General features: G+C 41.2%; 29 protein-coding genes and 3 riboswitches. Of the genes, 24 read left to right on the forward strand and 5 right to left on the reverse strand.

The window, feature by feature from the left end:
- The 7 genes from RWO85_RS07240 to pyrE form a co-directional block, all read left to right on the forward strand.
- A partial coding sequence (locus tag RWO85_RS07240; RefSeq protein ID WP_314415035.1) for an AAA family ATPase occupies positions 1-166 on the forward strand: 166 nt, incomplete at its 5' end.
- A 20-nt stretch (positions 167-186) separates the two neighbouring features.
- Positions 187-426, forward strand: a complete 240-nt coding sequence (locus RWO85_RS07245; RefSeq protein ID WP_081103194.1) for a hypothetical protein — start codon at positions 187-189, stop codon at positions 424-426.
- Positions 423-1,775 carry a UDP-N-acetylmuramoyl-L-alanine--D-glutamate ligase gene (murD, locus tag RWO85_RS07250; protein ID WP_314415000.1) on the forward strand — a complete coding sequence of 451 codons (1,353 nt, stop codon included), beginning with the start codon at positions 423-425 and terminating at the stop codon, positions 1,773-1,775. The genes RWO85_RS07245 and murD overlap by 4 nt, the downstream gene beginning before the upstream one ends.
- Before the next feature lies 1 nt (position 1,776).
- On the forward strand, positions 1,777-2,835 hold the full coding sequence (locus RWO85_RS07255) for a UDP-N-acetylglucosamine--N-acetylmuramyl-(pentapeptide) pyrophosphoryl-undecaprenol N-acetylglucosamine transferase (RefSeq protein WP_314415001.1): 1,059 nt from the start codon (positions 1,777-1,779) through the stop codon (positions 2,833-2,835).
- Between the two features lie 9 nt (positions 2,836-2,844).
- The gene (locus tag RWO85_RS07260; protein WP_314415002.1) at positions 2,845-4,089 is read left to right on the forward strand and encodes a cell division protein FtsQ/DivIB; all 1,245 of its coding nucleotides are present in this window, start codon (positions 2,845-2,847) and stop codon (positions 4,087-4,089) included.
- Positions 4,090-4,447: 358 nt separating this feature from the next.
- Entirely contained in the window at positions 4,448-5,149 is a 702-nt protein-coding gene (gene pyrF / locus RWO85_RS07265; RefSeq protein ID WP_314415004.1) for an orotidine-5'-phosphate decarboxylase, read from the forward strand.
- 33 nt (positions 5,150-5,182) lie between these two features.
- Positions 5,183-5,815, forward strand: coding sequence for an orotate phosphoribosyltransferase (gene pyrE / locus RWO85_RS07270; protein ID WP_314415005.1), 633 nt, complete (start codon positions 5,183-5,185; stop codon positions 5,813-5,815).
- Positions 5,816-5,983: 168 nt separating this feature from the next.
- Here pyrE and RWO85_RS07275 read toward each other — a convergent pair whose 3' ends face one another.
- The 4 genes from RWO85_RS07275 to RWO85_RS07290 are packed head-to-tail and all read right to left on the reverse strand — an operon-like array spanning position 5,984 to position 8,938.
- Complete coding sequence (locus tag RWO85_RS07275) at positions 5,984-6,850, reverse strand: cysteine ABC transporter substrate-binding protein (protein WP_314415008.1); 867 nt, start codon at positions 6,848-6,850, stop codon at positions 5,984-5,986.
- A gap of 11 nt (positions 6,851-6,861) precedes the next feature.
- The gene (locus RWO85_RS07280; protein ID WP_060627880.1) at positions 6,862-7,620 is read right to left on the reverse strand and encodes an amino acid ABC transporter ATP-binding protein; all 759 of its coding nucleotides are present in this window, start codon (positions 7,618-7,620) and stop codon (positions 6,862-6,864) included.
- Positions 7,621-8,298 carry an amino acid ABC transporter permease gene (locus tag RWO85_RS07285; RefSeq protein ID WP_001154146.1) on the reverse strand — a complete coding sequence of 226 codons (678 nt, stop codon included), beginning with the start codon at positions 8,296-8,298 and terminating at the stop codon, positions 7,621-7,623. It lies immediately after the preceding gene.
- A complete protein-coding gene (locus tag RWO85_RS07290; RefSeq protein ID WP_314415009.1) occupies positions 8,258-8,938 on the reverse strand; it encodes an amino acid ABC transporter permease in 681 nt (226 codons plus the stop codon). Before RWO85_RS07290 ends, RWO85_RS07285 begins: the two co-directional genes overlap by 41 nt.
- Before the next feature lie 215 nt (positions 8,939-9,153).
- On the opposite strand from RWO85_RS07290, the gene lctO reads away from it, so the two are divergent.
- The 11 genes from lctO to thiE (RWO85_RS07345) all read left to right on the forward strand — a co-directional run bounded on the left by lctO (position 9,154) and on the right by thiE (RWO85_RS07345) (position 18,697).
- On the forward strand, positions 9,154-10,299 hold the full coding sequence (gene lctO, locus RWO85_RS07295) for an L-lactate oxidase (RefSeq protein ID WP_314415011.1): 1,146 nt from the start codon (positions 9,154-9,156) through the stop codon (positions 10,297-10,299).
- 148 nt (positions 10,300-10,447) lie between these two features.
- A riboswitch (TPP riboswitch) is annotated at positions 10,448-10,536 on the forward strand.
- A gap of 323 nt (positions 10,537-10,859) precedes the next feature.
- Positions 10,860-11,528 carry a TenA family protein gene (locus RWO85_RS07300; RefSeq protein ID WP_314415012.1) on the forward strand — a complete coding sequence of 223 codons (669 nt, stop codon included), beginning with the start codon at positions 10,860-10,862 and terminating at the stop codon, positions 11,526-11,528.
- 136 nt (positions 11,529-11,664) lie between these two features.
- On the forward strand, positions 11,665-12,447 hold the full coding sequence (thiM, locus tag RWO85_RS07305) for a hydroxyethylthiazole kinase (protein ID WP_020900141.1): 783 nt from the start codon (positions 11,665-11,667) through the stop codon (positions 12,445-12,447).
- Position 12,448: 1 nt separating this feature from the next.
- Complete coding sequence (gene thiE, locus RWO85_RS07310) at positions 12,449-13,078, forward strand: thiamine phosphate synthase (RefSeq protein ID WP_314415014.1); 630 nt, start codon at positions 12,449-12,451, stop codon at positions 13,076-13,078.
- A gap of 115 nt (positions 13,079-13,193) precedes the next feature.
- Positions 13,194-13,282: riboswitch (TPP riboswitch) on the forward strand.
- Positions 13,283-13,438: 156 nt separating this feature from the next.
- Positions 13,439-13,999, forward strand: a complete 561-nt coding sequence (locus RWO85_RS07315; protein WP_000915275.1) for an ECF transporter S component — start codon at positions 13,439-13,441, stop codon at positions 13,997-13,999.
- Positions 14,000-15,385: an ABC transporter ATP-binding protein gene (locus RWO85_RS07320; RefSeq protein WP_314415016.1), complete on the forward strand. Its 1,386-nt coding sequence runs from the start codon at positions 14,000-14,002 to the stop codon at positions 15,383-15,385. It abuts the gene before it with no gap.
- Between the two features lies 1 nt (position 15,386).
- Positions 15,387-16,037, forward strand: a complete 651-nt coding sequence (locus tag RWO85_RS07325; protein ID WP_314415018.1) for an energy-coupling factor transporter transmembrane component T — start codon at positions 15,387-15,389, stop codon at positions 16,035-16,037.
- A 10-nt stretch (positions 16,038-16,047) separates the two neighbouring features.
- Entirely contained in the window at positions 16,048-16,740 is a 693-nt protein-coding gene (gene tenA, locus RWO85_RS07330; RefSeq protein WP_314415020.1) for a thiaminase II, read from the forward strand.
- Between the two features lie 4 nt (positions 16,741-16,744).
- Positions 16,745-17,269, forward strand: a complete 525-nt coding sequence (gene thiW / locus RWO85_RS07335) for an energy coupling factor transporter S component ThiW (protein ID WP_314415021.1) — start codon at positions 16,745-16,747, stop codon at positions 17,267-17,269.
- Complete coding sequence (locus tag RWO85_RS07340) at positions 17,269-18,072, forward strand: hydroxyethylthiazole kinase (protein WP_314415022.1); 804 nt, start codon at positions 17,269-17,271, stop codon at positions 18,070-18,072. The genes thiW and RWO85_RS07340 overlap by 1 nt, the downstream gene beginning before the upstream one ends.
- Positions 18,065-18,697: a thiamine phosphate synthase gene (gene thiE, locus RWO85_RS07345; protein WP_314415024.1), complete on the forward strand. Its 633-nt coding sequence runs from the start codon at positions 18,065-18,067 to the stop codon at positions 18,695-18,697. The genes RWO85_RS07340 and thiE (RWO85_RS07345) overlap by 8 nt, the downstream gene beginning before the upstream one ends.
- Positions 18,698-18,856: 159 nt before the next feature.
- Here the strand turns inward: thiE (RWO85_RS07345) and thiD are convergent, their stop codons facing one another.
- Positions 18,857-19,648: a bifunctional hydroxymethylpyrimidine kinase/phosphomethylpyrimidine kinase gene (gene thiD, locus RWO85_RS07350; RefSeq protein WP_314415025.1), complete on the reverse strand. Its 792-nt coding sequence runs from the start codon at positions 19,646-19,648 to the stop codon at positions 18,857-18,859.
- Positions 19,649-19,731: 83 nt separating this feature from the next.
- Positions 19,732-19,829: riboswitch (TPP riboswitch) on the reverse strand.
- A gap of 184 nt (positions 19,830-20,013) precedes the next feature.
- Here thiD and RWO85_RS07355 point away from each other — a divergent pair.
- From RWO85_RS07355 to RWO85_RS07380, 6 genes are all read left to right on the forward strand, one after another.
- The gene (locus RWO85_RS07355; protein WP_314415037.1) at positions 20,014-20,409 is read left to right on the forward strand and encodes a CopY/TcrY family copper transport repressor; all 396 of its coding nucleotides are present in this window, start codon (positions 20,014-20,016) and stop codon (positions 20,407-20,409) included.
- 10 nt (positions 20,410-20,419) lie between these two features.
- Complete coding sequence (locus RWO85_RS07360; RefSeq protein WP_000932059.1) at positions 20,420-20,791, forward strand: cupredoxin domain-containing protein; 372 nt, start codon at positions 20,420-20,422, stop codon at positions 20,789-20,791.
- A gap of 9 nt (positions 20,792-20,800) precedes the next feature.
- On the forward strand, positions 20,801-23,044 hold the full coding sequence (locus RWO85_RS07365; RefSeq protein ID WP_314415027.1) for a heavy metal translocating P-type ATPase: 2,244 nt from the start codon (positions 20,801-20,803) through the stop codon (positions 23,042-23,044).
- A gap of 323 nt (positions 23,045-23,367) precedes the next feature.
- Positions 23,368-25,143: a pyruvate oxidase gene (spxB, locus tag RWO85_RS07370; RefSeq protein WP_314415029.1), complete on the forward strand. Its 1,776-nt coding sequence runs from the start codon at positions 23,368-23,370 to the stop codon at positions 25,141-25,143.
- A 294-nt stretch (positions 25,144-25,437) separates the two neighbouring features.
- A complete protein-coding gene (locus RWO85_RS07375; RefSeq protein ID WP_314415031.1) occupies positions 25,438-25,593 on the forward strand; it encodes a hypothetical protein in 156 nt (51 codons plus the stop codon).
- A gap of 74 nt (positions 25,594-25,667) precedes the next feature.
- Positions 25,668-26,024: a VOC family protein gene (locus RWO85_RS07380; protein ID WP_314415033.1), complete on the forward strand. Its 357-nt coding sequence runs from the start codon at positions 25,668-25,670 to the stop codon at positions 26,022-26,024.
- The last annotated feature ends 351 nt before the right edge of the window (positions 26,025-26,375 follow it).

Raw genomic sequence — 26,375 nt, forward strand, 5'->3', positions numbered from 1 at the left:
AGATGAACCAACCGCTTCCTTAGACCCCAAAAACTCTGAGGAATTACTTTCTATCCTAGAATCTTTGAAAAATCCGAATCGAACTATTATTATTGCGACCCACAATCCTCTCATTTGGGAGCAAGTGGACCAAGTCATTCGAGTTACCGATTTATCACATAGATGATATGGCGAGATTCATACTCAATGAAAATCAAAAAGCAAACTAGGAAGCTAGCCGCAGGTTGCTCAAAGCACTGCTTTGAGGTTGTAGATGAAACTGACGAAGTCAGTAACCATATATACGGCAAGGCGAAGCTGACGTGGTTTGAATTTGATTTTCGAAGAGTATCAGTTAGAAGAAAGAGTCACAAACACACTTTGTGGCTTTTTTATTTCCATAAAAATGGTAAAATAGTAAGAGTAGAAATGGAGTTTGAGACATGAAAGTAATAGATCAATTTAAAAATAAGAAAGTCCTTGTTTTAGGTTTGGCTAAGTCTGGTGAATCTGCAGCTCGTTTGTTGGACAAGCTAGGTGCCATTGTGACAGTAAATGACGGAAAACCTTTCGAGGACAATCCAGCTGCCCAAAGTTTGCTGGAAGAAGGGATCAAGGTTATCACAGGTGGCCATCCTTTGGAACTCTTGGATGAAGAGTTTGCTCTTATGGTGAAAAATCCAGGTATCCCCTACAGCAATCCCATGATTGAAAAGGCTTTGGCAAAGGGAATTCCAGTCTTGACTGAGGTGGAATTGGCTTACTTGATTTCAGAAGCGCCAATTATCGGTATCACAGGTTCAAATGGTAAAACAACCACAACGACTATGATTGGGGAAGTTTTGACTGCTGCTGGCCAACATGGTCTCTTATCAGGGAATATCGGCTATCCAGCTAGTCAAGTGGCCCAAACTGCATCAGATGAGGACACGCTTGTCATGGAACTTTCTTCTTTCCAACTGATGGGTGTGCAAGAATTTCATCCAGAGATTGCGGTTATTACCAACCTCATGCCAACTCATATTGATTACCATGGTTCTTTTGAAGCATATGTGGATGCCAAGTGGAATATCCAGAACAAGATGACAGCAGCTGATTTCCTTGTCTTAAACTTTAACCAAGACTTGGCAAAGGAATTGGCAAGAAAAACACAGGCTACCGTTGTACCATTCTCAACACTTGAAAAGATTGATGGAGCTTATCTGGAAGATGGTCAGCTCTACTTCCGTGGAGAAGTGGTCATGGCAGCTAGCGAAATCGGAGTTCCAGGTAGCCACAATGTAGACAATGCCCTTGCGACTATTGCTGTAGCCAAGCTCCGTGGTGTAGACAACCAAACCATCAAGGAAACTCTTTCAGCTTTCGGTGGTGTCAAACACCGTCTTCAATTTGTGGATGAAATTCAGGGTGTTAAGTTCTATAATGATAGCAAGTCAACCAATATCTTGGCTACCCAAAAAGCCTTGTCAGGATTTGACAACAGCAAGGTCATCTTGATTGCAGGTGGTTTGGACCGCGGGAATGAGTTTGACGAATTGGTGCCAGACATTACTGGACTCAAGAAGATGGTCATCCTGGGCCAGTCTGCCGAACGTGTTAAACGGGCAGCAGACAAGTCTGGTGTGGCATATGTGGATGCGACTGATATTGCAGATGCGACCCGCAAGGCCTACGAGCTTGCGACTCAAGGAGACGTGGTTCTTCTCAGTCCGGCCAATGCCAGCTGGGATATGTATGCTAACTTTGAAGTACGTGGCGACCTCTTTATCGACACAGTAGCGGAGTTAAAGGAATAATATGAAAAAAATTATCTTTACAGGTGGGGGGACGGTTGGACACGTGACCCTCAACCTTTTGTTGATGCCCAAGTTCATCGAAGATGGCTGGGAAGTCCACTATATTGGGGATAAACGTGGTATCGAACACCAAGAAATCCTCAAGTCGGGTCTAGATGTTACCTTCCACTCCATTGCGACTGGAAAATTGCGTCGCTATTTCTCTTGGCAAAATATGCTGGATGTCTTTAAAGTTGGTTGGGGAATTGTCCAATCTCTCTTTATCATGTTGCGACTTCGTCCACAGGCTCTTTTTTCAAAGGGAGGCTTTGTCTCAGTACCGCCTGTTATCGCTGCGCGTGTGTCAGGAGTGCCTGTCTTTATTCACGAATCTGACTTGTCCATGGGCTTGGCCAATAAAATCGCCTATAAATTTGCGACCAAGATGTATTCAACCTTTGAGCAAGCTTCAAGTTTGTCTAAGGTTGAGCATGTGGGAGCAGTGACCAAGGTTTCAGACCAAAAAACTCTAGAACCCGATGAATTGGTGGATATTCAAACCCACTTTAATCCCCAATTGCCAACTGTATTGTTTGTCGGCGGTTCTGCAGGTGCTCGTGTCTTTAACCAATTGGTGACAGACTATAAGAAAGAACTGACAGAGCGCTACAATATTATCAATTTAACTGGAGATTCTAGCTTGAATGAGTTGAGTCAAAATCTCTTTCGTGTTGACTATGTGACCAATCTCTATCAACCCCTGATGGAATTGGCTGATATTGTTGTGACACGAGGTGGTGCCAATACGATTTTTGAGCTCTTGGCCATGGCAAAATTACATGTTATTGTGCCGCTTGGTCGGGAAGCTAGTCGTGGAGACCAGATTGAGAACGCAGCCTACTTTGTAAAAAAAGGCTATGCAGAAGAGCTTCAAGAAAGTGATTTGACCTTGGACAGTTTAGAAGAGAAGCTTTCTCACTTACTAAGTCACAAGGAAGACTATCAAGCGAAGATGAAGGCTTCTAAGGAATTGAAATCTCTAGCAGATTTTTATCAATTATTGAAAAAAGATTTATCATAAGGAAAGTAAATGTCAAAAGATAAGAAAAATGAGGGCAAAGAAATCCTCGAAGAATTGAAAGAGTTATCAGAATGGCAGAAACGAAACCAAGAATATCTAAAAAAGAAGGCTGAGGAAGAGGCGGCCCTAGCTGAGGAGAAGGAAAAGGAAAGACAAGCTCGAATGGCTTCAAAATCTGAAGAGTCAGATGAAACTGAGGACCGAGAGAGTGAATCTGATCCAAAGGACCCAGAATCAGCTAAGGAAGATGCTAAAGAAAAAGCAGAAGATTCAGAAGAGATCAAAAAAGAAGTATCCAAAGAGAAATCAAAGTCTACAGAGAACGAAGGACAGGATAAAAAAAGAGAGAAAAAACTTGTAAAGAAGAAATCGGCTAAACCGAAAATTCCTGCCATCCATATCTTGCGAGCTCTAACGATTTTATTTCCAAGTCTGCTTTTATTGATTGTCTCTGCCTACCTGCTCAGTCCTTATGCGACCATGAAGGATATTCGTGTTGAGGGAACGGTGCAAACTACGGATGATGATATTCGACAAGCTTCAGGCATTCAGGATTCGGATTATACGATTAATCTTCTGCTAGATAAGGCAAAATATGAAGAGCAGATTAAGTCTAACTATTGGGTTGAATCAGCTCAACTTGTCTATCAATTTCCAACCAAGTTCACTATCAAGGTCAAGGAATATGATATTGTGGCCTACTATATTTCTGGTGAAAATCATTATCCTATTCTTTCCAGTGGTCAGCTTGAGACTAGTTCTGTGAGCCTGGTCAGTTTACCAGAAACTTATTTGTCTGTTCTCTTTAATGACAGCGAACAAATCAAAACCTTTACGTCAGAACTTGCTCAAATTAGCCCAGAACTCAAGGCTGCTATCCAGAAGGTGGAACTAGCCCCAAGCAAGGTGACTTCAGATTTAATTCGATTGACCATGAATGATTCGGACGAAGTCTTGGTTCCTCTATCTGAAATGAGTAAGAAATTGCCATATTACAGTAAGATTAAGCCTCAATTGTCAGAACCGAGTGTGATTGACATGGAAGCTGGAATTTACAGCTACACTGTAGCGGATAAATTAATTATGGAGGCTGAGGAAAAAGCCAAACAAGAGGCTAAAGAAGCTGAGAAGAAGCAGAAAGAGGAAGAGAAGAAAAGACTGGAAGAACAGCAGAATAAATTGGAAGAAGAGAAGAAAAAGCTGGAGGAAGAGGGCAATCGAAATCAAACAAATCAGCGTTCATCGCGTCGCTAGGTTTAGCTTTTCTTCTATAGCTCTTTAGTTGCCATGGTAAGTGTCTAGAGTTTTGAGAAATGTAGATAGCATATAATTATATGTTCAGCCCTTTCGTGTATCTGCATGTATTTATATGGAAATTTAGGATTTCTCAAAAATCACGACACATACGTTGCCATGTTTTTACTTGACAAGTGCTAGTAGAAATAATAGAATAATAGAAAACCTTTAAAGCAGTCCAGAGAGGCAGCTAAGGTTAGACGGTGAAAGGGTGGAGACTACCCATTTTTCGTGGAACCTTGCTGTTGGCAGGTTCCTTTTTTCGTGGCTTCTGTTGCCCAGACTCTCTCACTAGCAAAGGTAAAAGGAGAAACCTATGCGAGAACATCGTCCAGTCATTGCTCTTGATTTTCCTAGTTTTGAGGCGGTCAAGGAATTTTTAGCTCTTTTCCCAGCAGAAGAAAGCCTTTATCTAAAGGTAGGGATGGAGCTTTATTACGCAACGGGGCCTGAGATTGTATCTTACTTGAAAGGTCTGGGTCACAGTGTCTTTTTGGATCTCAAACTTCATGATATTCCCAATACAGTCAAGTCAGCTATGAAGGTCTTATCTCAGCTTGGTGTGGATATGACTAATGTTCATGCGGCTGGTGGTGTAGAGATGATGAAGGCTGCGCGTGAAGGTCTTGGAAGTCAAGCAAAATTGATTGCTGTCACTCAGTTGACCTCAACGTCGGAAGCCCAGATGCAGGATTTTCAAAATATTCAAACCAGCCTGCAAGAGTCTGTCATTCATTATGCTAAGAAGACAGCTGAAGCGGGATTAGATGGTGTCGTTTGCTCAGCTCAGGAAGTGGAACACATCAAGCAGGCTACCAAACCAGATTTTATCTGTTTAACGCCAGGAATTCGTCCACAGGGAGCTGCGGTTGGAGACCAAAAACGCGTGATGACGCCAGCGGATGCCTATCAAATCGGTAGTGACTATATCGTAGTGGGACGTCCCATTACTCAAGCTGAGGATCCTGTTGCAGCTTATCATGCCATCAAGGATGAATGGACACAGGACTGGAATTAAAGAACTAGATTAGAAAAATAAAAGGAGAATACCATGACACTTGCTAAAGATATCGCTAGCCACCTCTTGAAAATTCAAGCCGTTTACCTCAAACCAGAGGAGCCTTTCATTTGGGCATCTGGTATCAAGTCACCGATTTATACTGATAATCGTGTGACGCTAGCCTATCCTGAAACTCGTACACTAATTGAAAATGGCTTTGTGGAAGCTATCAAAGAAGCCTTTCCTGAGGTAGAAGTGATTGCAGGAACTGCGACAGCAGGGATTCCACACGGAGCTATTATTGCTGACAAGATGAATCTGCCATTTGCCTACATCCGTAGCAAACCAAAAGACCACGGAGCTGGTAACCAAATCGAAGGCCGTGTAGCTCAAGGTCAAAAAATGGTAGTGGTTGAAGACCTGATTTCAACAGGTGGTTCTGTTCTCGAGGCCGTAGCAGCAGCTAAACGCGAAGGAGCAGATGTGCTTGGTGTAGTAGCGATTTTCAGCTACCAATTGCCAAAAGCGGATAAGAACTTCTCAGATGCAGGTGTCAAACTTGTGACGCTTTCTAACTACAGTGAGCTCATTCACCTAGCCCAAGAAGAAGGTTACATTACGCCAGAAGGACTTGATCTCCTTAAACGTTTTAAAGAAGACCAAGAAAATTGGCAAAATGCCTAAAACATAGAAAAATCAGGTAGTCACTAGGATTACCTGATTTCTTTTTGTGATGTTATTGTATCTTATACTCAATGAAAATCAAAAAGCAAACTAGCCGCAGGTTGCTCAAAACACGGCTTTGAGGTTGTAGATAAAGCTGACGCGGTTTGAAGAGATTTTCGAAGAGTATCAGTCAACTTTTCCGCCCTCAACAACAAGGTCATCTGCTTTAGCAGCGTCACCGTAGGTTGGGTGAAGTGTTTTTTCATAGGCCTTGTGGAAGAAGTTTTCCTTACCTAATTTTTCAATATCTTTATTGATGAAGTCTAGCAATTCTTGGTTGCCTTTTTGAACTGCTGCCGCAATGGTATCTGGATTACCAAGAGAAGTAATTCCTACTTCATATCCTTTGTTTTCAAGCGCCCAAGCTAGAACTTCAGTATTGTCGGTAGAGAAGGCATCTCCACGTCCGTCAAGAAGGGCTTGGTAAGAGTCGCTGTATTGGTCGTATTTTTGGAGTTTTACTTCTGGGTGATTTTTCTCAAAATAAGTTTCAGCAGTCGTTCCTTTTGTGACAATCAAAGTTTTACCTTCAAGTTGTTTGACGTCTGTAATGAGACCAGTCTTAGGTGATACGACACCCAGAGAAACTTTCATGTATGGAAGGGCAAAATCAACTTGTTTCTTACGTTCGTCAGTTACTGTAAAGTTGGCAAGGGTAATATCTACCTTGTTTGAAATCAAGTATTCAGCACGGTTGGCAGCATCGACGGAAACGTATTTAACCTTGACACCAAGGTCTTGGGCCAGTTGGTTCCCAAGTTCGATATCGTAACCTTGGTAAGAACCATCATTGTCAACGTAACCAAAAGGTTTCTTATCTCCAAACACGGCGATTCGTAGTTCACCGCTTTTTTTGATTTCATCGATTGTGCGAGCCTTGGCAGTAGTTTTGCCAGATGATGAACCAGCATTTCCACCTGAGCTACAAGCTGTGACAAAGATTAGGGCAAAGGCAAGAGCCAAAACAGTTAAGAGTGGTTTGAATAGTTTCATAAGAATCTCCTTTATAGATATGAGCCAAATTGGCTAAAGTCAAAGACGTTTAAAAATTCCTGGGCTCGTTTGGTTTGTGGATTTGTGAAGAAGGCTTGAGCCGTTCCTTCTTCAGCAATTTTCCCTTGGTCGAGGAAGATAATCCGATCGGCAATAGCTTGAGCAAACTGCATTTCATGAGTTACTAAAATCATGGTACGGCCTTCTTGGGCCAAATCATTGATAAGTTCCAGCACCTCACGCACCATTTCTGGATCCAGCGAAGCCGTCACTTCGTCAAAAAGGATGATTTCTGGATGCATGAGGAGGGCACGGACAATTGCAACCCGTTGCTTCTGTCCACCAGATAATTGACGGGCAAAGCTATGTTGTTTATCCAGCAATCCGACACGCTCCAGCAGTTGCAAAGCTTCTTCCGTTACTTCCTTCTTGTCGCGTCCCTGGGCCTTGATAGGACCTAGGATGAGGTTTTGTAGGACATCCAGATGGGGAAAGAGTTCATAGCTTTGAAAGACCATGCCAATCTTTTGGCGAACTAGGTGAAAGTCTTTTTTATTTTCAACGATAGACTGACCATCTAGCAGGATATCTCCACCTTGAATACTTTCTAAGCCATTGAGACAACGAAGGAGGGTACTTTTCCCACAGCCAGAGGGTCCTAGAATGACGACAACTTCCCCTTTATTGATTTGTAGGGATAGTCCTTGGAGGATGGGATTGTCTCCGAAGGATTTTTTGAGTTCCTTGATTTCTAAGATAGTTTCAGACATTTAGTTCCTCCAATGTTTTTCTAAGTGAGTGGATAGTTTGGAGATAGGGAAGCAGACTGCGAAATACAAGACTAGAATGGTTCCATAAATCCAAAAGGAAGCAGTTGGGATAGTCAGACGATTGCTATCGATGATTTGTTGTCCGACCTTGGTTACTTCAACTACCCCAATCAAGACAACCAAGGAAGTGGTTTTGATCATCCGAGTGACAAGGTTGATGGCCTGCGGTAGCAGTCTTCTCAAAACCTGTGGGATGATGATGTGGTAGTAAAGTTGAACATTTGTCAAGCCTAGCGCCTGTCCACTTTCAAACTGATGTTTAGGGAGGGAAGTGATGGCTCCACGAACCAAGTCCCCCATTTCAGCTGTTCCCCAGAGGGTGAAAACGATAATAGCTGAAGTCTCACCTGAGATATTAATATTAAAGTTTCGAGCCAAGCCGAAATAAACGATGAAGAGTAGCACCAGCTGGGGCATGATACGGATAAATTCCAGATACAGTCGTGTTAAAAATCGTATGATTCTAGAATGGGAGGTCATGATGATTCCCATGACTGTTCCGAACATCATAGATAAGAGGACAGACAGGATGGATATCCCAATCGTAACGCCCAATCCCTGTAAGATTCTCAGGAGATTATTTCCCTGAAAGAGTACTTGGATTCCCGAATCCTGCATGGCGGAGCCTCCTTTCTATCCAGCTAAAGACCAGTGAGATGGGTAGCAGCATCATCAGATAAGCACCTACCAACATAGCTAGCGCAATGTCTGTCTCATAATAGAGTCCAATCAAGTCCTTGGCAACGTACATGAGGTCGGCCAAAGCCACTGCTGAGAAAACAGAGGTTTCCTTGATGAGGAAAATGACATTGGCACTAAAAGACGGTAGGGCCACCGCTGTTGCTTGCGGAAGAACCACATAGCGAAAGACCTGTAGAGGTGTCAGACCGATAGCTAATCCAATTTCCTGCTGGGTTTGACTGACGGCTTCCAGCCCACTTCGGAAAGATTCTGCCATATAGGAGCCTCCTAAAAAGACCAGTCCTAAAGTGGCACAGACTTCTGAAGATAGGACAATCCCGATTCGGGGAAGTCCGAAGTAGAGAAAGAAGAGTTGAATCAAAAGGGGCGTATTACGTGACAATTCAATGTAGGCTGTCGCTACTTGTGCCAAAATAGGAATTCGATAATGCCGGATGATACTAACGATTAAACCGAGCAGAAAGGATCCCAAAATTCCCCAAACTGCAATATGCAAGGTCAGAAAGAATGCCTTTTGATATAGTGGTAGATATTGTTCAACAATGGACCAATCCAAAAATAGAACCTCCTATCTAGAAAGATTACAGTTATTGTAGCACTTAAAATCTTCTTTGGATAATATGTATTTTTTATTGTCGTTATAAGGATTTTTTATCATAGTCCTAAAATTTCTGAAATTTCCAAACAGAATATTTGAAAAGTTTTGAAAAAAGAGTTAAGATATTTTTGTAATATACAAAGTAAACGCTTACTTATTAAGGAGGGCATTTTATGTCATACAAAACAAGCAATGCAGAAGGTCATGTAGATTTCATCAATACCTATGATTTGGAGCCAATGGCGCAACAAGTGATTCCTAAAGCAGCATTTGGCTATATCGCTAGTGGGGCGGAAGATACTTTCACTTTGCGTGAGAATATTCGCGCCTTTAACCACAAACTCATCGTTCCGCATACGCTTTGCAATGTTGAAAATCCAAGTACAGAGATTGAATTTGCAGGTGAAAAATTGTCTTCACCAATCATCATGGCGCCTGTTGCGGCTCATAAATTAGCAAACGAACAGGGTGAAGTGGCGACTGCGCGTGGTGTGCATGAGTTTGGTTCCCTCTATACAACCAGTTCCTACTCTACTGTCGACCTTCCAGAAATTACGGAGGCCCTTCAAGGGACACCTCATTGGTTCCAATTTTACTTTAGTAAAGATGACGGAATCAATCGCCACATCATGGACCGTGTGAAGGCTGAAGGTTATAAAGCGATTGTTTTGACGGCAGATGCGACTGTAGGAGGCAATCGTGAGGTGGACAAGCGTAATGGTTTTGTCTTTCCAGTTGGCATGCCGATTGTTGAAGAATACCTGCCAGAAGGTGCTGGTAAATCAATGGACTTTGTTTACAAATCAGCTAAACAACGTTTGTCTCCACGTGATGTAGAATTTATTGCTGAATACTCAGGACTTCCTGTTTATGTCAAGGGACCACAATGCCGTGAGGACGTTGAACGTTCGCTTGCTGCGGGAGCTTCTGGTATCTGGGTAACCAACCACGGTGGCCGTCAAATCGACGGTGGGCCAGCTGCCTTTGATTCACTTCAAGAAGTAGCAGAAGCAGTTGACAAACGTGTGCCAATTGTCTTTGATTCAGGTATTCGTCGTGGTCAACACGTCTTTAAAGCCTTGGCTTCAGGAGCAGACTTGGTAGCTATTGGTCGCCCGGTTATCTATGGCTTGGCTCTTGGTGGTAGTGTCGGTGTACGCCAAGTCTTTGAACACTTGAATGCAGAATTGAAGACAGTCATGCAATTGTCTGGAACTCAGACCATTGAGGATGTCAAAAACTTCAAACTTCGTCACAACCCATACAACCCATACAACCCAACCTTCCCAGTTGACCCTCGTGACTTAAAGTTGTATTGATAAAAGAGATTGCCTCCACATAATGTGGAGGTTTTTCTTCGTCTATAGGAAGAATAAATCACCATTAAAAACAATATAAATATATTTTCTAATCAAATATCTTGCTAGGGCTTTCATTTTTTGCTATACTGGTGCAGTAATTAAATAATAAAGACATTTGGGGTGCTTTAGGCTGAGATGATACCCATTGAACCTGATACAGTTAAGACTGGCGAAGGGAAATGTGAACAGTTTTTTTCGTATGTCGAAATGAACGATCTAATCTTGTAAGCTAAACTCTAATTCTTGATTGTAATTGGAGTTTTTTTGTTTATATAAAACTGGATAGGCTTGTTTATACTCAATGAAAATCAAAGAGCAAACTAGGAAGCTAGCCGCAGGCTGTACTTGAGTACGGCAAGGCGAAGCTGACGTGGATTGAAGAGATTTTCGAAGAGTATTAGGTATCTCTCTGCAAATGCCCTCGATGTTCTTTAAAAGGATCAAGTGGAATTACGATTTTGCTTGGTATTTCTTGGTGTTTTATTAATTACTAATGAGTAAAGAGAGGAGAAGTAAATATGGAAACACAAGACTATGCATTTGAGCCAGGTTTGATTGTTGGAGAATTATTAAAAAGCAGTCAGAAGGATTGGCAGGCTGCAATCAATCATCGTTTTGTTAAGGAACTTTTTGCGGGGACAATTGAGAATAAGGTCTTAAAAGACTACCTGATTCAAGATTATCACTTCTTTGATGCCTTCTTATCCATGCTGGGTTCTTGCGTAGCCCACGCAGACCAGCTTGAATCCAAGCTTCGTTTTGCCAAGCAACTAGGCTTTCTTGAAGCAGACGAAGATGGTTATTTCCAGAAGGCTTTCAAAGAGTTAAAAGTATCTGAGAATGACTATCTAGAAGCGGACTTGCACCCTGTAACAAAAGCCTTTCAGGATCTGATGTATTCTGCTGTATCATCATCAGACTACGCTCATCTTTTGGTCATGCTGGTTATTGCAGAAGGTCTCTATGTAGACTGGGGTTCTAAAGATTTGGCTCTACCTGAATCCTATATTCATTCGGAATGGATCAATCTCCACAGAGGTCCTTTCTTTGCAGAGTGGGTTCAATTTCTGGTTGACGAACTCAATCGTGTCGGAAAAGGTCGAGAAGATTTGACAGAACTTCAGGAACGCTGGAATCAAGCGGTCGCTTTAGAATTAGCCTTTTTTGATATTGGCTATGACGCATAGAGAAAGTTTAGGATATTTACAAATTTGATGAGGTAAATCATTCAATGTAAATGGTAAATGAAAAAAATTTCTTAACGAAAGATAGAGATAAATCGAAATCAGTAGATCGTATAAAGTGAAAAGGAAGGATTTCAATATGACAAGTTTAAAATTATTAAAAGAAAAAGCACCATTGGTAATCTGTATCACCAATGATGTTGTAAAAAACTTTACAGCAAATGGATTAGTAGCACTGGGTGCATCACCAGCCATGAGTGAGTTTCCAGCAGATTTAGAGGATTTGTTAAAGTATGCTGGTGGTTTATTAATAAACATAGGAACATTGACAGATGAAAATTGGAAATTATACCAAGCTGCTCTGAAAATTGCAGAGAAATATAATGTCCCAGCAGTTTTAGATCCTGTAGCTTGTGGAGCAGGAGAATATAGAAAAAAAGTAGCAGATGATCTAATCAACAATTACAAACTCGCAGCGATTAGAGGAAATGCTGGAGAGATTGCTTCTTTAGTGGGAATAAATGTGGCATCTAAAGGAGTAGATAGTGCAGGCGTAGATAATATTGACGAAATTGCTCTAGCAGCAAATGAGAAGTTCAATATTCCTATAATAGTAACAGGTGAAGTGGATGCTATTGCGGTAAATGGAGAAGTGGTAACGATTCATAATGGTAGTGCCATGATGCCAAAAGTTATTGGGACAGGATGTTTATTAGGTGCTGTAGTAGCAAGCTTTATCGGACTTGAAAAAGGTCAAGAATTGAAATCATTAGAAACAGCAATGTTGGTTTATAATATCGCTGGAGAAATGGCAGAAAAACGTCCAAATGGACATCTTCCTGGAACATTTAAAGTTGAATTTATAAATGCCTTATACGAGATTACAGATGAAGATGTAAAGGAATTCAAAAGAGTGAAGTAAGATGTTTCATAAAGAATTACTAAAACTATATTTTATTTGTGGAACGACTACTTGCCAAGGAAAGGATCTATATACGGTCGTTGAGGAAGCCTTAAAAGGTGGTATAACCTTATTTCAATTCCGTGAAAAGGGTGAGGGAGCCCTAGAAGGTAAAGAAAAAGTCGAATTAGCAATAAAACTACAGGATCTTTGTAAAAAATACAATGTTCTATTTATTGTTAATGATGATATTGATTTGGCAATGGAAATTGACGCTGATGGCGTACATGTAGGGCAGAATGATCTCGGTGTTGATGAAATTAGAAAATTGATGCCAGATAAAATAATTGGTCTTTCTATAAAAAACGAGGAAGAATTTCAACAATCAAAAGTTGAATATGTCGATTATGTTGGTGTTGGTCCTGTATTTGATACCCAGTCAAAAGATGATGCTGGTGGCGCTATAGGTTATGAAGGTCTTAAATTGATGAGAAAACTATTGCCACAAATGCCCTTAGTTGCAATTGGTGGGATACAGACGCAGCATATTAAAGACATTATACAGACCAATATGGATGGTGTTTCAATCATTTCAGCAATATCGTATGCAAAAAATATAGAAAAAACTGTTCTAGAAATGAGTGAACAATAGGTATCTATCTAACCAAAGAAAGATCTGCTGTCTTTTTGAGTGCAAGGCTGTATTTCCAGTTCAATTTCTTGAACTGGAAAAAATCGTTTGTTATAATATTTATATAATTAAATAATAAAGACATTTGGGGTGCTTTAGGCTGAGATGATACCCATTGAACCTGATACAGTTAAGACTGGCGAAGGGAAATGTGAAATGGTTTTGTATTTATAGAAACTAACCATCTAATCTTGTAAGCTGAACTCTAATTCCTATCTGTAATTAGAGTTTTTTCTTTTACGAAACTGGATGAAGATGATACAAAGTATTTAGGTAGCTCACATTGAATGCCCCACTTTTCTTTAAAAAAGGAGTTTTTTTATGTTGAAAAAATGGCAGTTAAAAGATGTTATTTTACTTGCTTTCTTGTCTATCTTTTTTGGTGGCGTTTTTGTGGGTTCAGGTTATCTGTTTGATATCCTCACTCTGATTTTAGCCCCTCTTGGTTTACAGGCCTTTGCCAATGAAATCCTCTTTGGTCTCTGGTGTATGGCTGCCCCCATTGCTGCCATCTTTGTTCCAAGAGTGGGAAGCGCAACGATTGGAGAAGTGCTAGCTGCGCTTGCTGAAGTCCTTTATGGTAGCCAATTCGGTCTAGGTGCCCTTTTGTCTGGATTGGTTCAAGGTTTGGGAAGTGAACTTGGTTTTATCGTAACCAAGAATCGCTATGAAAGTTGGCTCTCTCTAACTGCCAATAGTATTGGGATTACGCTTGTTAGCTTTGTCTATGAATACATTAAGTTAGGTTACTACGCCTTCTCCCTTCCTTTTGTCCTTTCCTTGCTTGTAGTGCGCTTTATTTCTGTCTTTTTCTTCTGTACTATCTTGGTTCGTGCCATTGTCAAACTTTATCATCAGTTTGCAGCTGGGGGCAAGGCATAGATGGGGCTGGAACTACGAGCGATTCAGTCCCCAATCTTCTCTGAGCCGCTTGATTTTACTTTTCATGCGCAAGCCTTTACCTTGTTAGTTGGGAGCAGTGGTTCAGGAAAATCGAGTCTCTTTCAAATGATTGCTCAAGTCATTTCTCTTCCCTATAGCGGTCAAGTCCTGATAGATGGGAGTGAGATCAGTCAGCTTTCTATCGTCGAACGTGTCCAGACGGTTGGGATTCTCTTTCAAAATCCCAATCATCAATTTACCATGGAGAACTTGTTTGAGGAGCTGATTTTTACCTTGGAAAATATTGGGAATCCCGTTCAGGAAATTGATTCTAAAATAGCAGAGGTTGTCCAGCAATGCCGCTGCAAGGCGATCTTGCACCGTCCAATTCATCACTTATCAGGTGGAGAAAAGCAAAAGGCTGCTTTGGCTGTTCTCTTTGCTATGAATCCTAGGGTCTATCTCTTGGATGAGCCTTTTGCTTCCATTGACCGCAAGAGCAGGTTAGAGATATTGGAGATTCTAAAAGAGTTGGCCTCTAATGGGAAGACAGTTATTTTATGCGACCATGATTTGACGGACTATGAATCCTATATCGACCATATGGTGGAACTAAGAGACGGACAACTAAGAGAAGTGTTTCAAATCCCTTCCTCTGAGATGACACAGGTTGCTTCAAAGGAAGTTGCTTCTAGCCCAGAACTATTCCATATGGACCGTATGACTTGTGAGCTGGGGAATCGCTCCCTCTTTTCGAATGCTGATTTTACATTCTACCAAGGGATTTCCTGTATCCTGGGTGATAATGGTGTTGGGAAATCAACTCTCTTTCGGTCTATTCTTCAATTTCAAAAGTATAAGGGGCGCATTACCTGGAAGGGGACAGTCCTGAAAAAGAAAAAGAGTTTGTATCGTGACCTAACGGGTGTTGTTCAGGAAGCTGAGAAGCAGTTTATCCGAGTCAGTCTGCGAGAGGAACTTCAATTAGATGGAGCTGATTCTGAAAGAAATCAACGAATTTTCCAAGCTTTACGATATTTTGATCTGGAGCGGGTGCTTGATAAGAGTCCTTATCAATTAAGTGGTGGTCAGCAAAAGATTCTTCAGCTCTTGACCATCTTGACCAGCAAGGCTTCTGTGATTTTACTAGATGAACCTTTTGCAGGTTTGGATGATAGAGCTTGCCATTATTTTTGTCAGTGGATTGTGGAGGATAGAAATCAAGGAAGAAGTTTTCTGCTCATTAGCCATCGTTTAGATCCCTTGATCTCTGTGGTTGATTATTGGATTGAGATGACTAGTCAGGGTCTCAGTCATGTGAAAGAAGTGACAATTACCAAACCACTCACATCTCAGAGTAGCAATGCTCAAAGGGAGGTGAGATAGTATGGTCAAAGTAGCAACCCAGACACCGATTATCAGTCTCTTCTTGCTGATTTTATCCTTGGAAACATCTTTCATTCCTTCGATTGCTCTGAATCTTTCGGTAGTCGCATTTTGTATTCTCTTTATGCTCTATTACCGGCGATTTAAAGTATTGGCTTGGATGATTCTGCTCGCCATTTTGCCATCTTTGGCTAACTACTGGGCAGTTCAGTTACATGGAGATGCTTCGCAGGCAGTCATGCTTGGAACGAGGGCCTTTGTGACAGTTTGTATCGGCCTTGTCTTTGTTTCCTCTATTTCCCTAAAAGAGCTTCTCTTGTACTTGGCTCAAAAGGGGTTATCACGCTCTTGGGCCTATGCCTTGATTGTGGTATTCAATTCTTTCCCCCTCATTCAGCAAGAAATCAAGTCCCTCAAAGAAGCTTGCTTATTACGCGGTCAAGAACTACATGTTTGGTCTCCCTTGATTTACAGCAAGGTCCTGATGACAGTCTTTAGGTGGCGCCATCTTTACCTGAGAGCTCTGTCGGCGCATGGATATGACGAACATGCACAGGTGGATAATAGCTATCGGATCTTTTATATTTCTAAAAAAACAAAATTAATCTACCTGCTTTTCTTTTTATTGCTTCAAACCAGTCTATTTTTATAAAGGAGTTATTATGGAATTTACAGATATTGCAATGGAAATATCGAGGGAGTCCTGGCAGGCTTCCTTTAGGCACCCCTTTGTTTTGCAGTTACAAAAGGGAAATTTAGACCCGTCCATTTTCCGTTACTACTTGATACAGGATGCCTACTACTTAAATGCTTTTTCAAAAGCCTATGATATCTTGGCTGAAAAAACTTCAAACCCAGAGATGAAGAGACTTTTGAAACAAAATGCTCAGAGTTTAGTAGAAGGGGAATTATTTATCCGCCAACAGTTTTTCAAGGAATTGAAAATTAATGATGAGGAAATGGAGCGACAACCAATTGCTCCAACCTGTTATCATTATGTTTCGCATATTTATCGGCAATTTGAAGAAGCAAATCTAGCCATTGCCTTTGCAAGTTTGCTGCCTTGTCCTTGGTTATATCATGATATAGGCAAATCACTTAATCTTAAACCATCACCAAATCCTCTCTACCAACAATGGATTGAAACTTATATTACGGATGAGTTAGAGCAGCAGATCAGAGAGGAGGGAGTGCTGGTCAATCAACTCTATCGAGAAAGTGACGAGACAGACAAGAAAAAAATGCTAGATGCCTTCCACATCAGTGTTCATATGGAAGCTAAGTTTTGGGAAATGGCCTACCAACACCAGACATGGAAGAGCGATTTACAGTCTTTAGAAAAAGGAGAAGAATAGAAACATGAGAAAGCACCAATTACAAGTTCACAAATTAACCATTTTATCCATGATGATTGCCCTTGATGTAGTCCTTACGCCTATCTTTCGGATTGAGGGAATGGCACCGATGTCCAGTGTGGTCAATATTTTAGCAGGAATCATGATGGGACCTGTTTATGCTTTGGCTATGGCTACAGTGACAGCCTTTATCCGTATGACGACTCAAGGGATTCCGCCTTTAGCTCTCACAGGAGCGACTTTTGGAGCCCTTCTAGCAGGTCTCTTTTATCAGTATGGTCGAAAATTTTATTTTTCTGCCTTGGGAGAAATTTTGGGAACAGGTATTATTGGTTCTATTGTTTCCTATCCTGTTATGGTACTCTTTACAGGATCGGCTGCTAAGCTTAGCTGGTTTATCTACACTCCTCGATTTTTCGGAGCAACCTTAATCGGTACAGCGATTTCCTTTATTGCCTTTCGATTTTTAATCAAGCAGGAATTCTTTAAAAAAGTGCAGGGATATTTCTTTGGTGAAAGGATAGACTGATGCAGGCATTTACAAATCCCTTTCCTCTGGAAACGACTTCCCTCATTCACTGCATTACCAATGAAATTTCTTGTGAGATATTGGCAAATGGGATTTTGGCTCTGGGATGTAAACCTGTCATGGCAGATGATCCCCGTGAGGTTCTTGATTTTACTAAGCAAAGCCAGGGACTCTTCATCAATTTAGGGCATTTGTCAGCTGAGAAGGAAAAAGCAATCCGTATGGCAACTTCTTATGCAGCTCAAGTTTCTCTTCCAATGGTAGTAGATGCGGTTGGCGTAACAGCTTCATCCATTCGTAAGAGCTTAGTCAGAGACCTTTTAGACTATAGACCTACGGTCCTTAAAGGAAATATGTCGGAAATCAGAAGTCTTGTTGGCTTAAAACACCACGGCGTTGGGGTCGATGCGAGTGTTAAAGATCAAGAAACTGAGGATTTACTTCAAGTCTTGAAAGACTGGTGTCAGACCTATCCAGGTATGTCATTCTTAGTCACTGGCCCCAAGGACCTCATCGTTTCAGAAAATCAGGTTGCTGTATTGGGAAATGGTTGTGAAGAATTGGATTGGATAACAGGGACAGGAGACCTAGTTGGAGCTTTAACAGCTGTTTTTGTCAGCCAAGGAATGACTGGCTTTGTAGCTTCGTGTCTAGCGGTCTCTTATCTCAATATCTCTGCTGAGAGAATAGTTGTTCAAGGAATGGGATTGGAAGATTTTCGTTACCAAGTACTCAATCAGCTTTCGCTCCTCAAAAGAGATGAAAACTGGCTAGATGCTATCAAAGGAGAGGTTTATGAATAGAGAAGCACTTAGACTATATCTGGTAACCAATCGCTACCAAGATTCCGTGGAAAGCTTTCTTGAAAAGATTGAGACGGCTTGCCGTTCAGGGGTTACCATAGTCCAATTGCGAGAAAAAAATCTCACAACCAATCAATATTATCAACTGGCAAAACAAGTCAAGGAAATAACAGATGCCTATCAGGTACCCTTGATCATCGATGATCGTTTGGATGTCTGTCTTGCGGTTGATGCTGCAGGTTTGCATATTGGAGACGATGAATTACCAGTTTCGGTAGCTCGCAAAGTCTTGGGCCCTGAAAAAATCCTTGGTGTCACAGCTAAAACTGTAAAAAGAGCCCTTGAGGCAGAAGAAGGAGGGGCGAATTACTTGGGGACAGGAGCCATTTTCCCAACAACCACCAAGGAAAATGCGCCTATCACCCTGATTTCAACCTTGAAGACAATTTGCCAAAGGGTTGCCATTCCAGTAGTTGCTATTGGCGGCTTGACATCAGAGAATATTGACCAACTTATCGGCACGGGTATAGCTGGTGTAGCTGTAGTGCGTGATTTGATGCAGGCAGAAGATGTAGAGGCAAAAACGCAAGCCTTTTTGACAAAGTTGGATGACATTATTTTCTAATTAATACTCAATGAAAATCAAAGAGCAAACTAGGAAGCTAGTCGCAGGTTGTTCAAAACACAGCTTTGAGGTTGCAGATAAAGCTGACGTCGTTTGAAGAGATTTTTGAAAAGTATAAAAACTCTCTAATTCCCTTAAAGTGGGAACTAGAGAGTTTTTTTAATCTTTAAAGCTTGTATGGTTGACTGGGCCAGAACCATGACCGAGTTGAGGGGCGTCTTGGATGGCTTTTGTGATAAAGGCCTTGGCCTTATCAACTGCCTGATAAAGGGTTTTACCCTTGGCTAGTTCAGCCGTAATCACTGCAGCAAAGGTACATCCAGTACCATGGGTGTGACAGGTTTGAATCCGTGGGCTTTCCCAGACAAATTTCTCATCCTTGGTAAAGAGGAAGTCTTTGGCACCGCCTTCGAGATGACCACCTTTGATGACCACAGACTGAGGACCAAATTCTTTTAAAATCAGGCGACCGGCACGTTGCATGTCTTCGGGATCATGGATTGAAAAACCAACAATTTCTTCTGCCTCAGGAAGATTGGGTGTGATGATGGTTGCAAGGGGAAGTAGATTTGTTTTTAGGTAGGTTCTGGCACTGGTATCAATCAGGGTGTCTCCGCTCGTAGCGACCATAACAGGGTCAAGGACGTAGGGACAGTCCAGCATTTTAAGATAGGGTTGGATGATTTCCATGATTTCGGTAGTTGCCAACATCCCAGTTTTTACAGCCTGGGGCTTGATATCCGAAAAGACGCTGTCCAATTGGGTTTTCAACATTTGAGGAGAAACGTGTTCGATTAGCTGAACACCTCTGGTATTTTGAGCGACAAGACTGGTCACAACGGCCATTCCATAGACATCTCTAGCTTGGAACGACTTTAAATCAGCCATAATGCCAGCACCACCACTAGGGTCAGTCCCAGCAATGGTCAAAGCAACGGGTAAATAAGTCATCTAAAACCTCCCAACCAACTGAAGTTTGTATTCTTAAGAACAAGCTAGTCTGTTTCAGAAAGGCAATAGAAGACTGCTAGTCCCCATTATCATTTCCACTTCCATCAGCTAGCATTACCTAGATTGAGTCAAAGGGTCTAACAGTCGTTAATCTCAGCTTTACGCACCCCTAGTGGTTGTTTTCTTTTTTCTTTAGTATAGCATATTTTTATAGTTTATATAGTAAGATTTGACTGCAAATCTCTCATCAAATGATTAAAATTCAATTTTTCAAAGAAAAGATTAATTTTATAATTGACAAATGTAGATTTTTGAAGTATACTAATAACTGTGATTGACAAATGTAGATTTTAGGAGGTGTGATGATGCAGATTTCAGATGCAGAATGGCAGGTCATGAAGATTATTTGGATGCAGGGCGAACAGACCAGTACGGATTTGATCAGGGTTCTGGCGGAGCGGTTCGACTGGTCCAAGTCAACCATTCAAACTCTTTTGGCTCGTTTGGTTGAGAAAGAGTGTCTGACAAGGAAAAAAGAAGGCAAGTTCTTTGTCTATTCAGCCCTTTTAACTTTGGACCAAAGTCGGGATTTACTTGTCCAAGATATCAAGGACAAGGTTTGTTCTCGTAGGATTAAGAACTTGTTGGCTGATTTGATTACTGAATGTGATTTTACTCAGGCTGACTTGGAAGACTTGGAAGCTGTGATTTCTGAGAAGAAATCAAACGCTGTAACAGAAGTAAAATGTAATTGTATGTAAAGGAGACGTCATGTTGAATATTATTGTAACCATTATTTGTATTGCCCTTATCGCGTTTATCTTGTTTTGGTTTTTCAAAAAGCCTGAAAAATCTGGACAAAAGGCCCAGCAAAAAAACGGCTACCAAGAGATTCGAGTGGAGGTCATGGGGGGCTATACGCCTGAGTTGATTATCCTCAAGAAATCAGTGCCAGCCCGCATTGTCTTTGACCGTAAGGATCCTTCACCCTGTCTGGATCAGATTGTTTTTCCAGATTTTGGTGTACATGCGGACCTGCCTATGGGGGAAGAGTATGTAGTGGAAATCACGCCTGAGCAGGCTGGAGAGTATGGTTTCTCTTGTGGCATGAATATGATGCACGGCAAGATGATTGTAGAATAGGAGAATGATATGACTGAAATTATAAAAGCAAATCTTGAAAATGGTGTTCAAAAAATCCGTATCACGGCAGACAAAGGCTACCATCCAGCCCACATTCAACTGCAAAAAGGAGTTCCTGCTGAGATTACCTTTCACCGTGTGACACCTTCAAACTGTTATAAGGAAATTCTGTTTGAAGAAGAAGGCATCTTGGAACCAATCGGCATGGATGAAGAGAAGACAATTCGTTTTACCCCTCAAGAATTAGGTCAACATGAATTTTCTTGTGGCATGAAGATGCAAAAGGGAAGTTATACAGTCGTTGAGAAGACTCGAAAATCTCTATCCCTTTTGCAACGTTTTTGGATTACTAGTATCTTTACTGTGCCTCTTGTGATTCTCATGATTGGGATGTCGATAGGAGGAATTAGTCACCAAGTCATGCGTTGGGGCACCTTTTTAGCCACAACGCCGATTATGCTAGTAGCAGGCGGACCTTATATCAAGAGCGCTTGGGCCAGCTTTAAAAAACACAATGCCAACATGGATACCTTGGTTGCTCTGGGAACCCTAGTGGCCTATTTCTATAGCTTAGTTGCCCTCTTCGCTGACCTCCCCGTTTACTTTGAAAGTGCTGCATTTATCTTCTTCTTCGTTCTTATGGGAGCCGTTTTTGAGGAGAAAATGCGGAAAAATACTTCCCAAGCTGTGGAGAAATTACTTGACTTGCAGGCTAAAACTGCAGAAGTCTTGCGTGATGAACGCTATGTTCAAGTCCCTTTGGAGCAAGTCAAGGTAGGTGACCTGATTCGAGTGCGTCCCGGTGAAAAGATTGCGGTTGATGGTGTCGTAGTAGAAGGTATCTCTAGTATTGATGAGTCTATGGTGACAGGTGAGAGTCTGCCTGTGGACAAGACAGTTGGAGATACCGTCATTGGTTCAACCATCAATAATAGTGGAACACTTGTTTTTAGAGCAGAAAAAGTTGGTTCAGGGACTGTTTTGGCTCAGATTGTGGACTTTGTAAAGAAAGCTCAGACAAGTCGTGCGCCGATTCAGGACTTGACGGATAAAATTTCAGGTATTTTTGTCCCAGCAGTTGTCATTTTAGGGATTGTGACCTTTTGGATTTGGTTCGTCTTGCTCAGGGATAGTGTAGTTATGCTTGGAGCGAGCTTTGTCTCTTCGCTTCTCTATGGAGTAGCAGTTCTGATTATTGCCTGCCCTTGTGCCTTGGGACTCGCAACACCGACAGCCCTTATGGTGGGGACAGGTCGCAGTGCCAAGATGGGAGTTCTCCTCAAAAATGGAATGGTTCTACAGGAAATCCAGAAAGTCCAAACCATTGTCTTTGATAAAACAGGGACTTTGACGGAAGGGAAACCTGTGGTCACAGATATCATCGGCGACGAAGTAGAAGTGCTTGGATTGGCAGCCTCCTTGGAAGAAGCTTCTCAACACCCACTGGCTGAAGCCGTTGTGAAACGAGCGAGTGAAGCTGGACTTGAGTTTCAAACTGTTGAAAATTTCCAAGCCTTGCACGGAAAAGGTGTCTCAGGGCAAATCAATGGAAAACAAGTTCTGCTTGGAAATGCTAAAATGCTGGATGGTATGGACATTTCTAGCATTTATCAAGAAAAACTAGAAGAACTGGAAAAAGAAGCTAAGACAGTTGTGTTCTTGGCTGTTGACAATGAAATCAAAGGCTTGCTTGCTTTGCAAGATATTCCCAAGGAAAATGCCAAGCTTGCCATCAGTCAGTTGAAAAAACGAGGTCTTAAAACAGTCATGCTGACAGGAGACAATGAAGGTGTGGCGCGTGCTATTGCCGATCAGATCGGAATCGAAGAGGTCATTGCAGGTGTCTTGCCAGAAGAAAAAGCCCATGAAATCCATAAACTACAAGCGGCTGGCAAAGTAGCCTTTGTTGGGGACGGTATCAATGATGCTCCTGCCCTCAGTGTAGCAGATGTGGGAATTGCTATGGGTGCTGGCACAGATATCGCTATCGAGTCAGCAGATTTGGTGTTGACAACTAATAACCTTCTAGGAGTGGTACGTGCCTTTGACATGAGTAAGAAAACTTTTAATCGTATTCTACTCAATCTTTTCTGGGCCTTTATCTACAATGTCGTTGGAATTCCGATAGCAGCAGGAGTCTTTTCAGGTGTTGGACTGACCCTTAACCCAGAACTGGCAGGTCTAGCCATGGCATTTAGTTCTGTATCTGTTCTGACTAGTTCCCTTCTCTTAAACTTTAGTAAAATAGACTAAAAGCGGGCTTGCTCGCTTTTTATACTCTTCGAAAATCTCTTCAAACCACGTCAGCTTTATCTGCAACCTCAAAGCTGTGCTTTGAGCAACCTGCGGCTAGCTTCCTAGTTTACTCTTTGATTTTCATTGAGTATTATAAAACAGAAACTAAAAACGTTTTCAGACTGTACTGTAATAGAGAATAAAAACTTCTGAGCAGATTCTTAGTAAACTAAAATTAAATGTGGTAAATTAGAATTGTAATAAATTTACTAAAAGCGTTTTCATAATTTATCTGAATGCTTCTTAGTAAATTTAAAAATAATTGAAGGAGAGTTATCATTATGACTCAAGGGAAAATTACTGCATCTGCAGCAATGCTTAATGTATTGAAAACATGGGGCGTAGACACAATCTACGGTATCCCATCAGGAACACTCAGCTCATTGATGGACGCTTTGGCTGAAGACAAAGATATCCGTTTCTTGCAAGTTCGTCACGAAGAAACAGGTGCTCTTGCAGCGGTTATGCAAGCTAAATTCGGCGGCTCAATCGGGGTTGCAGTTGGTTCAGGTGGTCCAGGTGCGACTCACTTGATTAACGGTGTTTACGATGCAGCTATGGATAACACTCCATTCCTAGCGATCCTTGGATCACGTCCAGTTAACGAATTGAACATGGATGCTTTCCAAGAATTGAACCAAAACCCAATGTACAACGGTATCGCTGTATACAACAAACGTGTAGCTTACGCTGAGCAATTGCCAAAAGTAATCGACGAAGCTTGCCGTGCTGCAGTTTCTAAAAAAGGTCCAGCTGTTGTTGAAATCCCAGTAAACTTCGGTTTCCAAGAAATCGACGAAAACTCATACTACGGATCAGGTTCATACGAGCGTTCATTCATCGCTCCTGCTTTGAACGAAGTTGAAATCGACAAAGCTGTTGAAATCTTGAACAATGCTGAACGTCCAGTTATCTATGCTGGTTACGGTGGTGTGAAAGCTGGTGAAGTGATTACTGAATTGTCACGTAAAATCAAAGCACCAATCATCACAACTGGTAAAAACTTTGAAGCTTTCGAATGGAACTATGAAGGTTTGACAGGTTCTGCTTACCGTGTTGGTTGGAAACCAGCCAACGAAGTGGTCTTTGAAGCAGACACAGTTCTTTTCCTTGGTTCAAACTTCCCATTTGCTGAAGTTTACGAAGCATTCAAGAACACTGAAAAATTCATCCAAGTGGATATCGACCCTTACAAACTTGGTAAACGTCATGCCCTAGACGCTTCAATCCTTGGTGACGCAGGTCAAGCAGCTAAAGCTATCCTTGACAAAGTAAACCCAGTTGAATCAACTCCATGGTGGCGTGCAAACGTTAAGAACAACCAAAACTGGCGTGATTACATGAACAAACTCGAAGGTAAAACTGAGGGTGAATTGCAATTGTATCAAGTTTACAATGCAATCAACAAACATGCTGATCAAGACGCTATCTACTCAATCGACGTAGGTGACACTACTCAAACATCTACTCGTCACCTTCACATGACACCTAAGAACATGTGGCGTACATCTCCACTCTTTGCGACAATGGGTATTGCCCTTCCTGGTGGTATCGCTGCTAAGAAAGACAATCCAGATCGCCAAATATGGAACATCATGGGTGATGGAGCATTTAACATGTGCTACCCAGACGTTATCACAAACGTTCAATACGACCTTCCAGTTATCAACGTTGTCTTCTCAAATGATAAATATGCCTTCATCAAGGACAAATACGAAGACACAAACAAACACTTGTTTGGTTGTGACTTCACAAACGCTGACTACGCTAAAATTGCTGAAGCTCAAGGAGCTGTTGGATTTACAGTAAACCGTATCGAAGACATCGACGCAGTTGTTGCAGAAGCTGTTAAATTGAACAAAGAAGGTAAAACTATTGTTATCGATGCTCGCATCACTCCACACCGTCCACTTCCAGTAGAAGTACTTGAATTGGATCCAAAACTTCACTCAGAAGAAGCAATCAAAGCCTTCAAGGAAAAATACGAAGCAGAAGAACTCGTACCATTCCGTCTCTTCTTGGAAGAAGAAGGGTTGCAATCACGCGCAATTAAATAATTCCTCTCGTCGAAAATCAAATGTAAACTGCGTTATCTTCACCTTGCCGTACTTCAGTACTGCCTGCGGTTCGATGCCTTGTTTATTCTTTGATTTTCTTAGAGCGGAACTTGAAAAGATCGGAGCAATCCGGTCTTTTTGATATAAGGCAATTGCATATAAATAGTTGACAGCGTTTTCTCAAAATCTTATAATAAAAACATAACAGCAGAAAATAAAACTGATATGGGAAGGAGAAAGATTTTTTAAATAGCTGTAGTAAGTGGATTTTCTTATTTCGTTAGGAGGAAAGAGATGCAAAAAAAGGATGTTTATCTAATCTGTATGACCATGATTATCTGTTCAATTATTATAGGTTTGATTGTAGGAACTTTTATTTTGCATGGTCTTGAAGATATTGCTGCAATAATTAACCACGGCTTACTGACGATTAATCAATCCATTAATTGACAAAAGCTATTCATTTTTGCATTTTATGAATCAAACAGATCGGAGCAATCCGGTCTTTTTATGGAGGATAGTAAATGAATTTAAATCAATTAGATATTATCGTTTCAGATGTTCCCCAAGTCTGTGCTGACTTGGAGCGTATTTTGGATAAAAAGTCCGATTATGTTGACGACAGTTTTGCTCAGTTTACGATTGGCAGTCACTGTCTGATGTTGTCCCAAAATCATTTGATTCCTTTGGAAGATTTTCAGTCAGGAATCATTCTTCATATCGAGGTTGAGGATTTAAATCAGACTTACCAACGTTTAAAAGAAATCGGTGTCGAGATTTTACACGATCCTTGTGAAACGGATTGGGGAACAGAGTCCTTATTAGTTAAAGGTCCTGCTGGTCTAGTGCTTGATTTTTATCGTATGAAATCAGCCGCGTAGTCATTTGACGTTAACCTTAGCTATTTTTAAAAACAGAAATTGAGAATATGAACTATTGAAAGATCGGAGCAATCCGGTCTTTTTGTATAAAGAAATTACATATATAAAGAAATTGCATATAAATAGTTGACAGCGCTTTCTTGAAATATTATAATAAAAATATAACAGCAGAAAATAAAACTGATATGGAAAGGAGAAATATTTTTTAATAGCTGTAGTAAGTGGATTTTCTTATCTCATTGGAACTTGGGATTAAAAATATCTTCATGAATAGATAGAGAGCAACCTTTTTAAATAATGTAGAAAGGAGTAGTCTATGTATAACATACTAAAACGAAGCCTTGCAACTTT

The organism is uncultured Streptococcus sp., assembly GCF_963521865.1.
Taxonomy (GTDB): Bacteria; Bacillota; Bacilli; order Lactobacillales; family Streptococcaceae; genus Streptococcus.

Bases quoted from the DNA above. Each gene is read 5' to 3' on its own strand.
- RWO85_RS07255 (WP_314415001.1), top strand. From the start codon at position 1,777: ATGAAAAAAATTATCTTTACAGGTGGGGGGACGGTTGGACACGTGACC.
- RWO85_RS07365 (WP_314415027.1), top strand. From the start codon at position 20,801: ATGACTGAAATTATAAAAGCAAATCTTGAAAATGGTGTTCAAAAAATC.
- spxB (WP_314415029.1), top strand. From the start codon at position 23,368: ATGACTCAAGGGAAAATTACTGCATCTGCAGCAATGCTTAATGTATTG.
- murD (WP_314415000.1), top strand. From the start codon at position 423: ATGAAAGTAATAGATCAATTTAAAAATAAGAAAGTCCTTGTTTTAGGT.
- thiD (WP_314415025.1), bottom strand. From the start codon at position 19,648: ATGACTTATTTACCCGTTGCTTTGACCATTGCTGGGACTGACCCTAGT.
- pyrE (WP_314415005.1), top strand. From the start codon at position 5,183: ATGACACTTGCTAAAGATATCGCTAGCCACCTCTTGAAAATTCAAGCC.
- RWO85_RS07280 (WP_060627880.1), bottom strand. From the start codon at position 7,620: ATGTCTGAAACTATCTTAGAAATCAAGGAACTCAAAAAATCCTTCGGA.
- RWO85_RS07285 (WP_001154146.1), bottom strand. From the start codon at position 8,298: ATGCAGGATTCGGGAATCCAAGTACTCTTTCAGGGAAATAATCTCCTG.
- tenA (WP_314415020.1), top strand. From the start codon at position 16,048: ATGGAATTTACAGATATTGCAATGGAAATATCGAGGGAGTCCTGGCAG.
- RWO85_RS07325 (WP_314415018.1), top strand. From the start codon at position 15,387: ATGGTCAAAGTAGCAACCCAGACACCGATTATCAGTCTCTTCTTGCTG.
- thiE (WP_314415014.1), top strand. From the start codon at position 12,449: ATGTTTCATAAAGAATTACTAAAACTATATTTTATTTGTGGAACGACT.
- RWO85_RS07245 (WP_081103194.1), top strand. From the start codon at position 187: ATGAAAATCAAAAAGCAAACTAGGAAGCTAGCCGCAGGTTGCTCAAAG.
- thiE (WP_314415024.1), top strand. From the start codon at position 18,065: ATGAATAGAGAAGCACTTAGACTATATCTGGTAACCAATCGCTACCAA.
- RWO85_RS07275 (WP_314415008.1), bottom strand. From the start codon at position 6,850: ATGAAACTATTCAAACCACTCTTAACTGTTTTGGCTCTTGCCTTTGCC.
- RWO85_RS07300 (WP_314415012.1), top strand. From the start codon at position 10,860: ATGGAAACACAAGACTATGCATTTGAGCCAGGTTTGATTGTTGGAGAA.
- RWO85_RS07360 (WP_000932059.1), top strand. From the start codon at position 20,420: ATGTTGAATATTATTGTAACCATTATTTGTATTGCCCTTATCGCGTTT.
- RWO85_RS07320 (WP_314415016.1), top strand. From the start codon at position 14,000: ATGGGGCTGGAACTACGAGCGATTCAGTCCCCAATCTTCTCTGAGCCG.
- RWO85_RS07315 (WP_000915275.1), top strand. From the start codon at position 13,439: ATGTTGAAAAAATGGCAGTTAAAAGATGTTATTTTACTTGCTTTCTTG.
- RWO85_RS07375 (WP_314415031.1), top strand. From the start codon at position 25,438: ATGCAAAAAAAGGATGTTTATCTAATCTGTATGACCATGATTATCTGT.
- RWO85_RS07355 (WP_314415037.1), top strand. From the start codon at position 20,014: ATGCAGATTTCAGATGCAGAATGGCAGGTCATGAAGATTATTTGGATG.
- RWO85_RS07380 (WP_314415033.1), top strand. From the start codon at position 25,668: ATGAATTTAAATCAATTAGATATTATCGTTTCAGATGTTCCCCAAGTC.
- lctO (WP_314415011.1), top strand. From the start codon at position 9,154: ATGTCATACAAAACAAGCAATGCAGAAGGTCATGTAGATTTCATCAAT.
- pyrF (WP_314415004.1), top strand. From the start codon at position 4,448: ATGCGAGAACATCGTCCAGTCATTGCTCTTGATTTTCCTAGTTTTGAG.
- thiW (WP_314415021.1), top strand. From the start codon at position 16,745: ATGAGAAAGCACCAATTACAAGTTCACAAATTAACCATTTTATCCATG.
- thiM (WP_020900141.1), top strand. From the start codon at position 11,665: ATGACAAGTTTAAAATTATTAAAAGAAAAAGCACCATTGGTAATCTGT.
- RWO85_RS07260 (WP_314415002.1), top strand. From the start codon at position 2,845: ATGTCAAAAGATAAGAAAAATGAGGGCAAAGAAATCCTCGAAGAATTG.
- RWO85_RS07340 (WP_314415022.1), top strand. From the start codon at position 17,269: ATGCAGGCATTTACAAATCCCTTTCCTCTGGAAACGACTTCCCTCATT.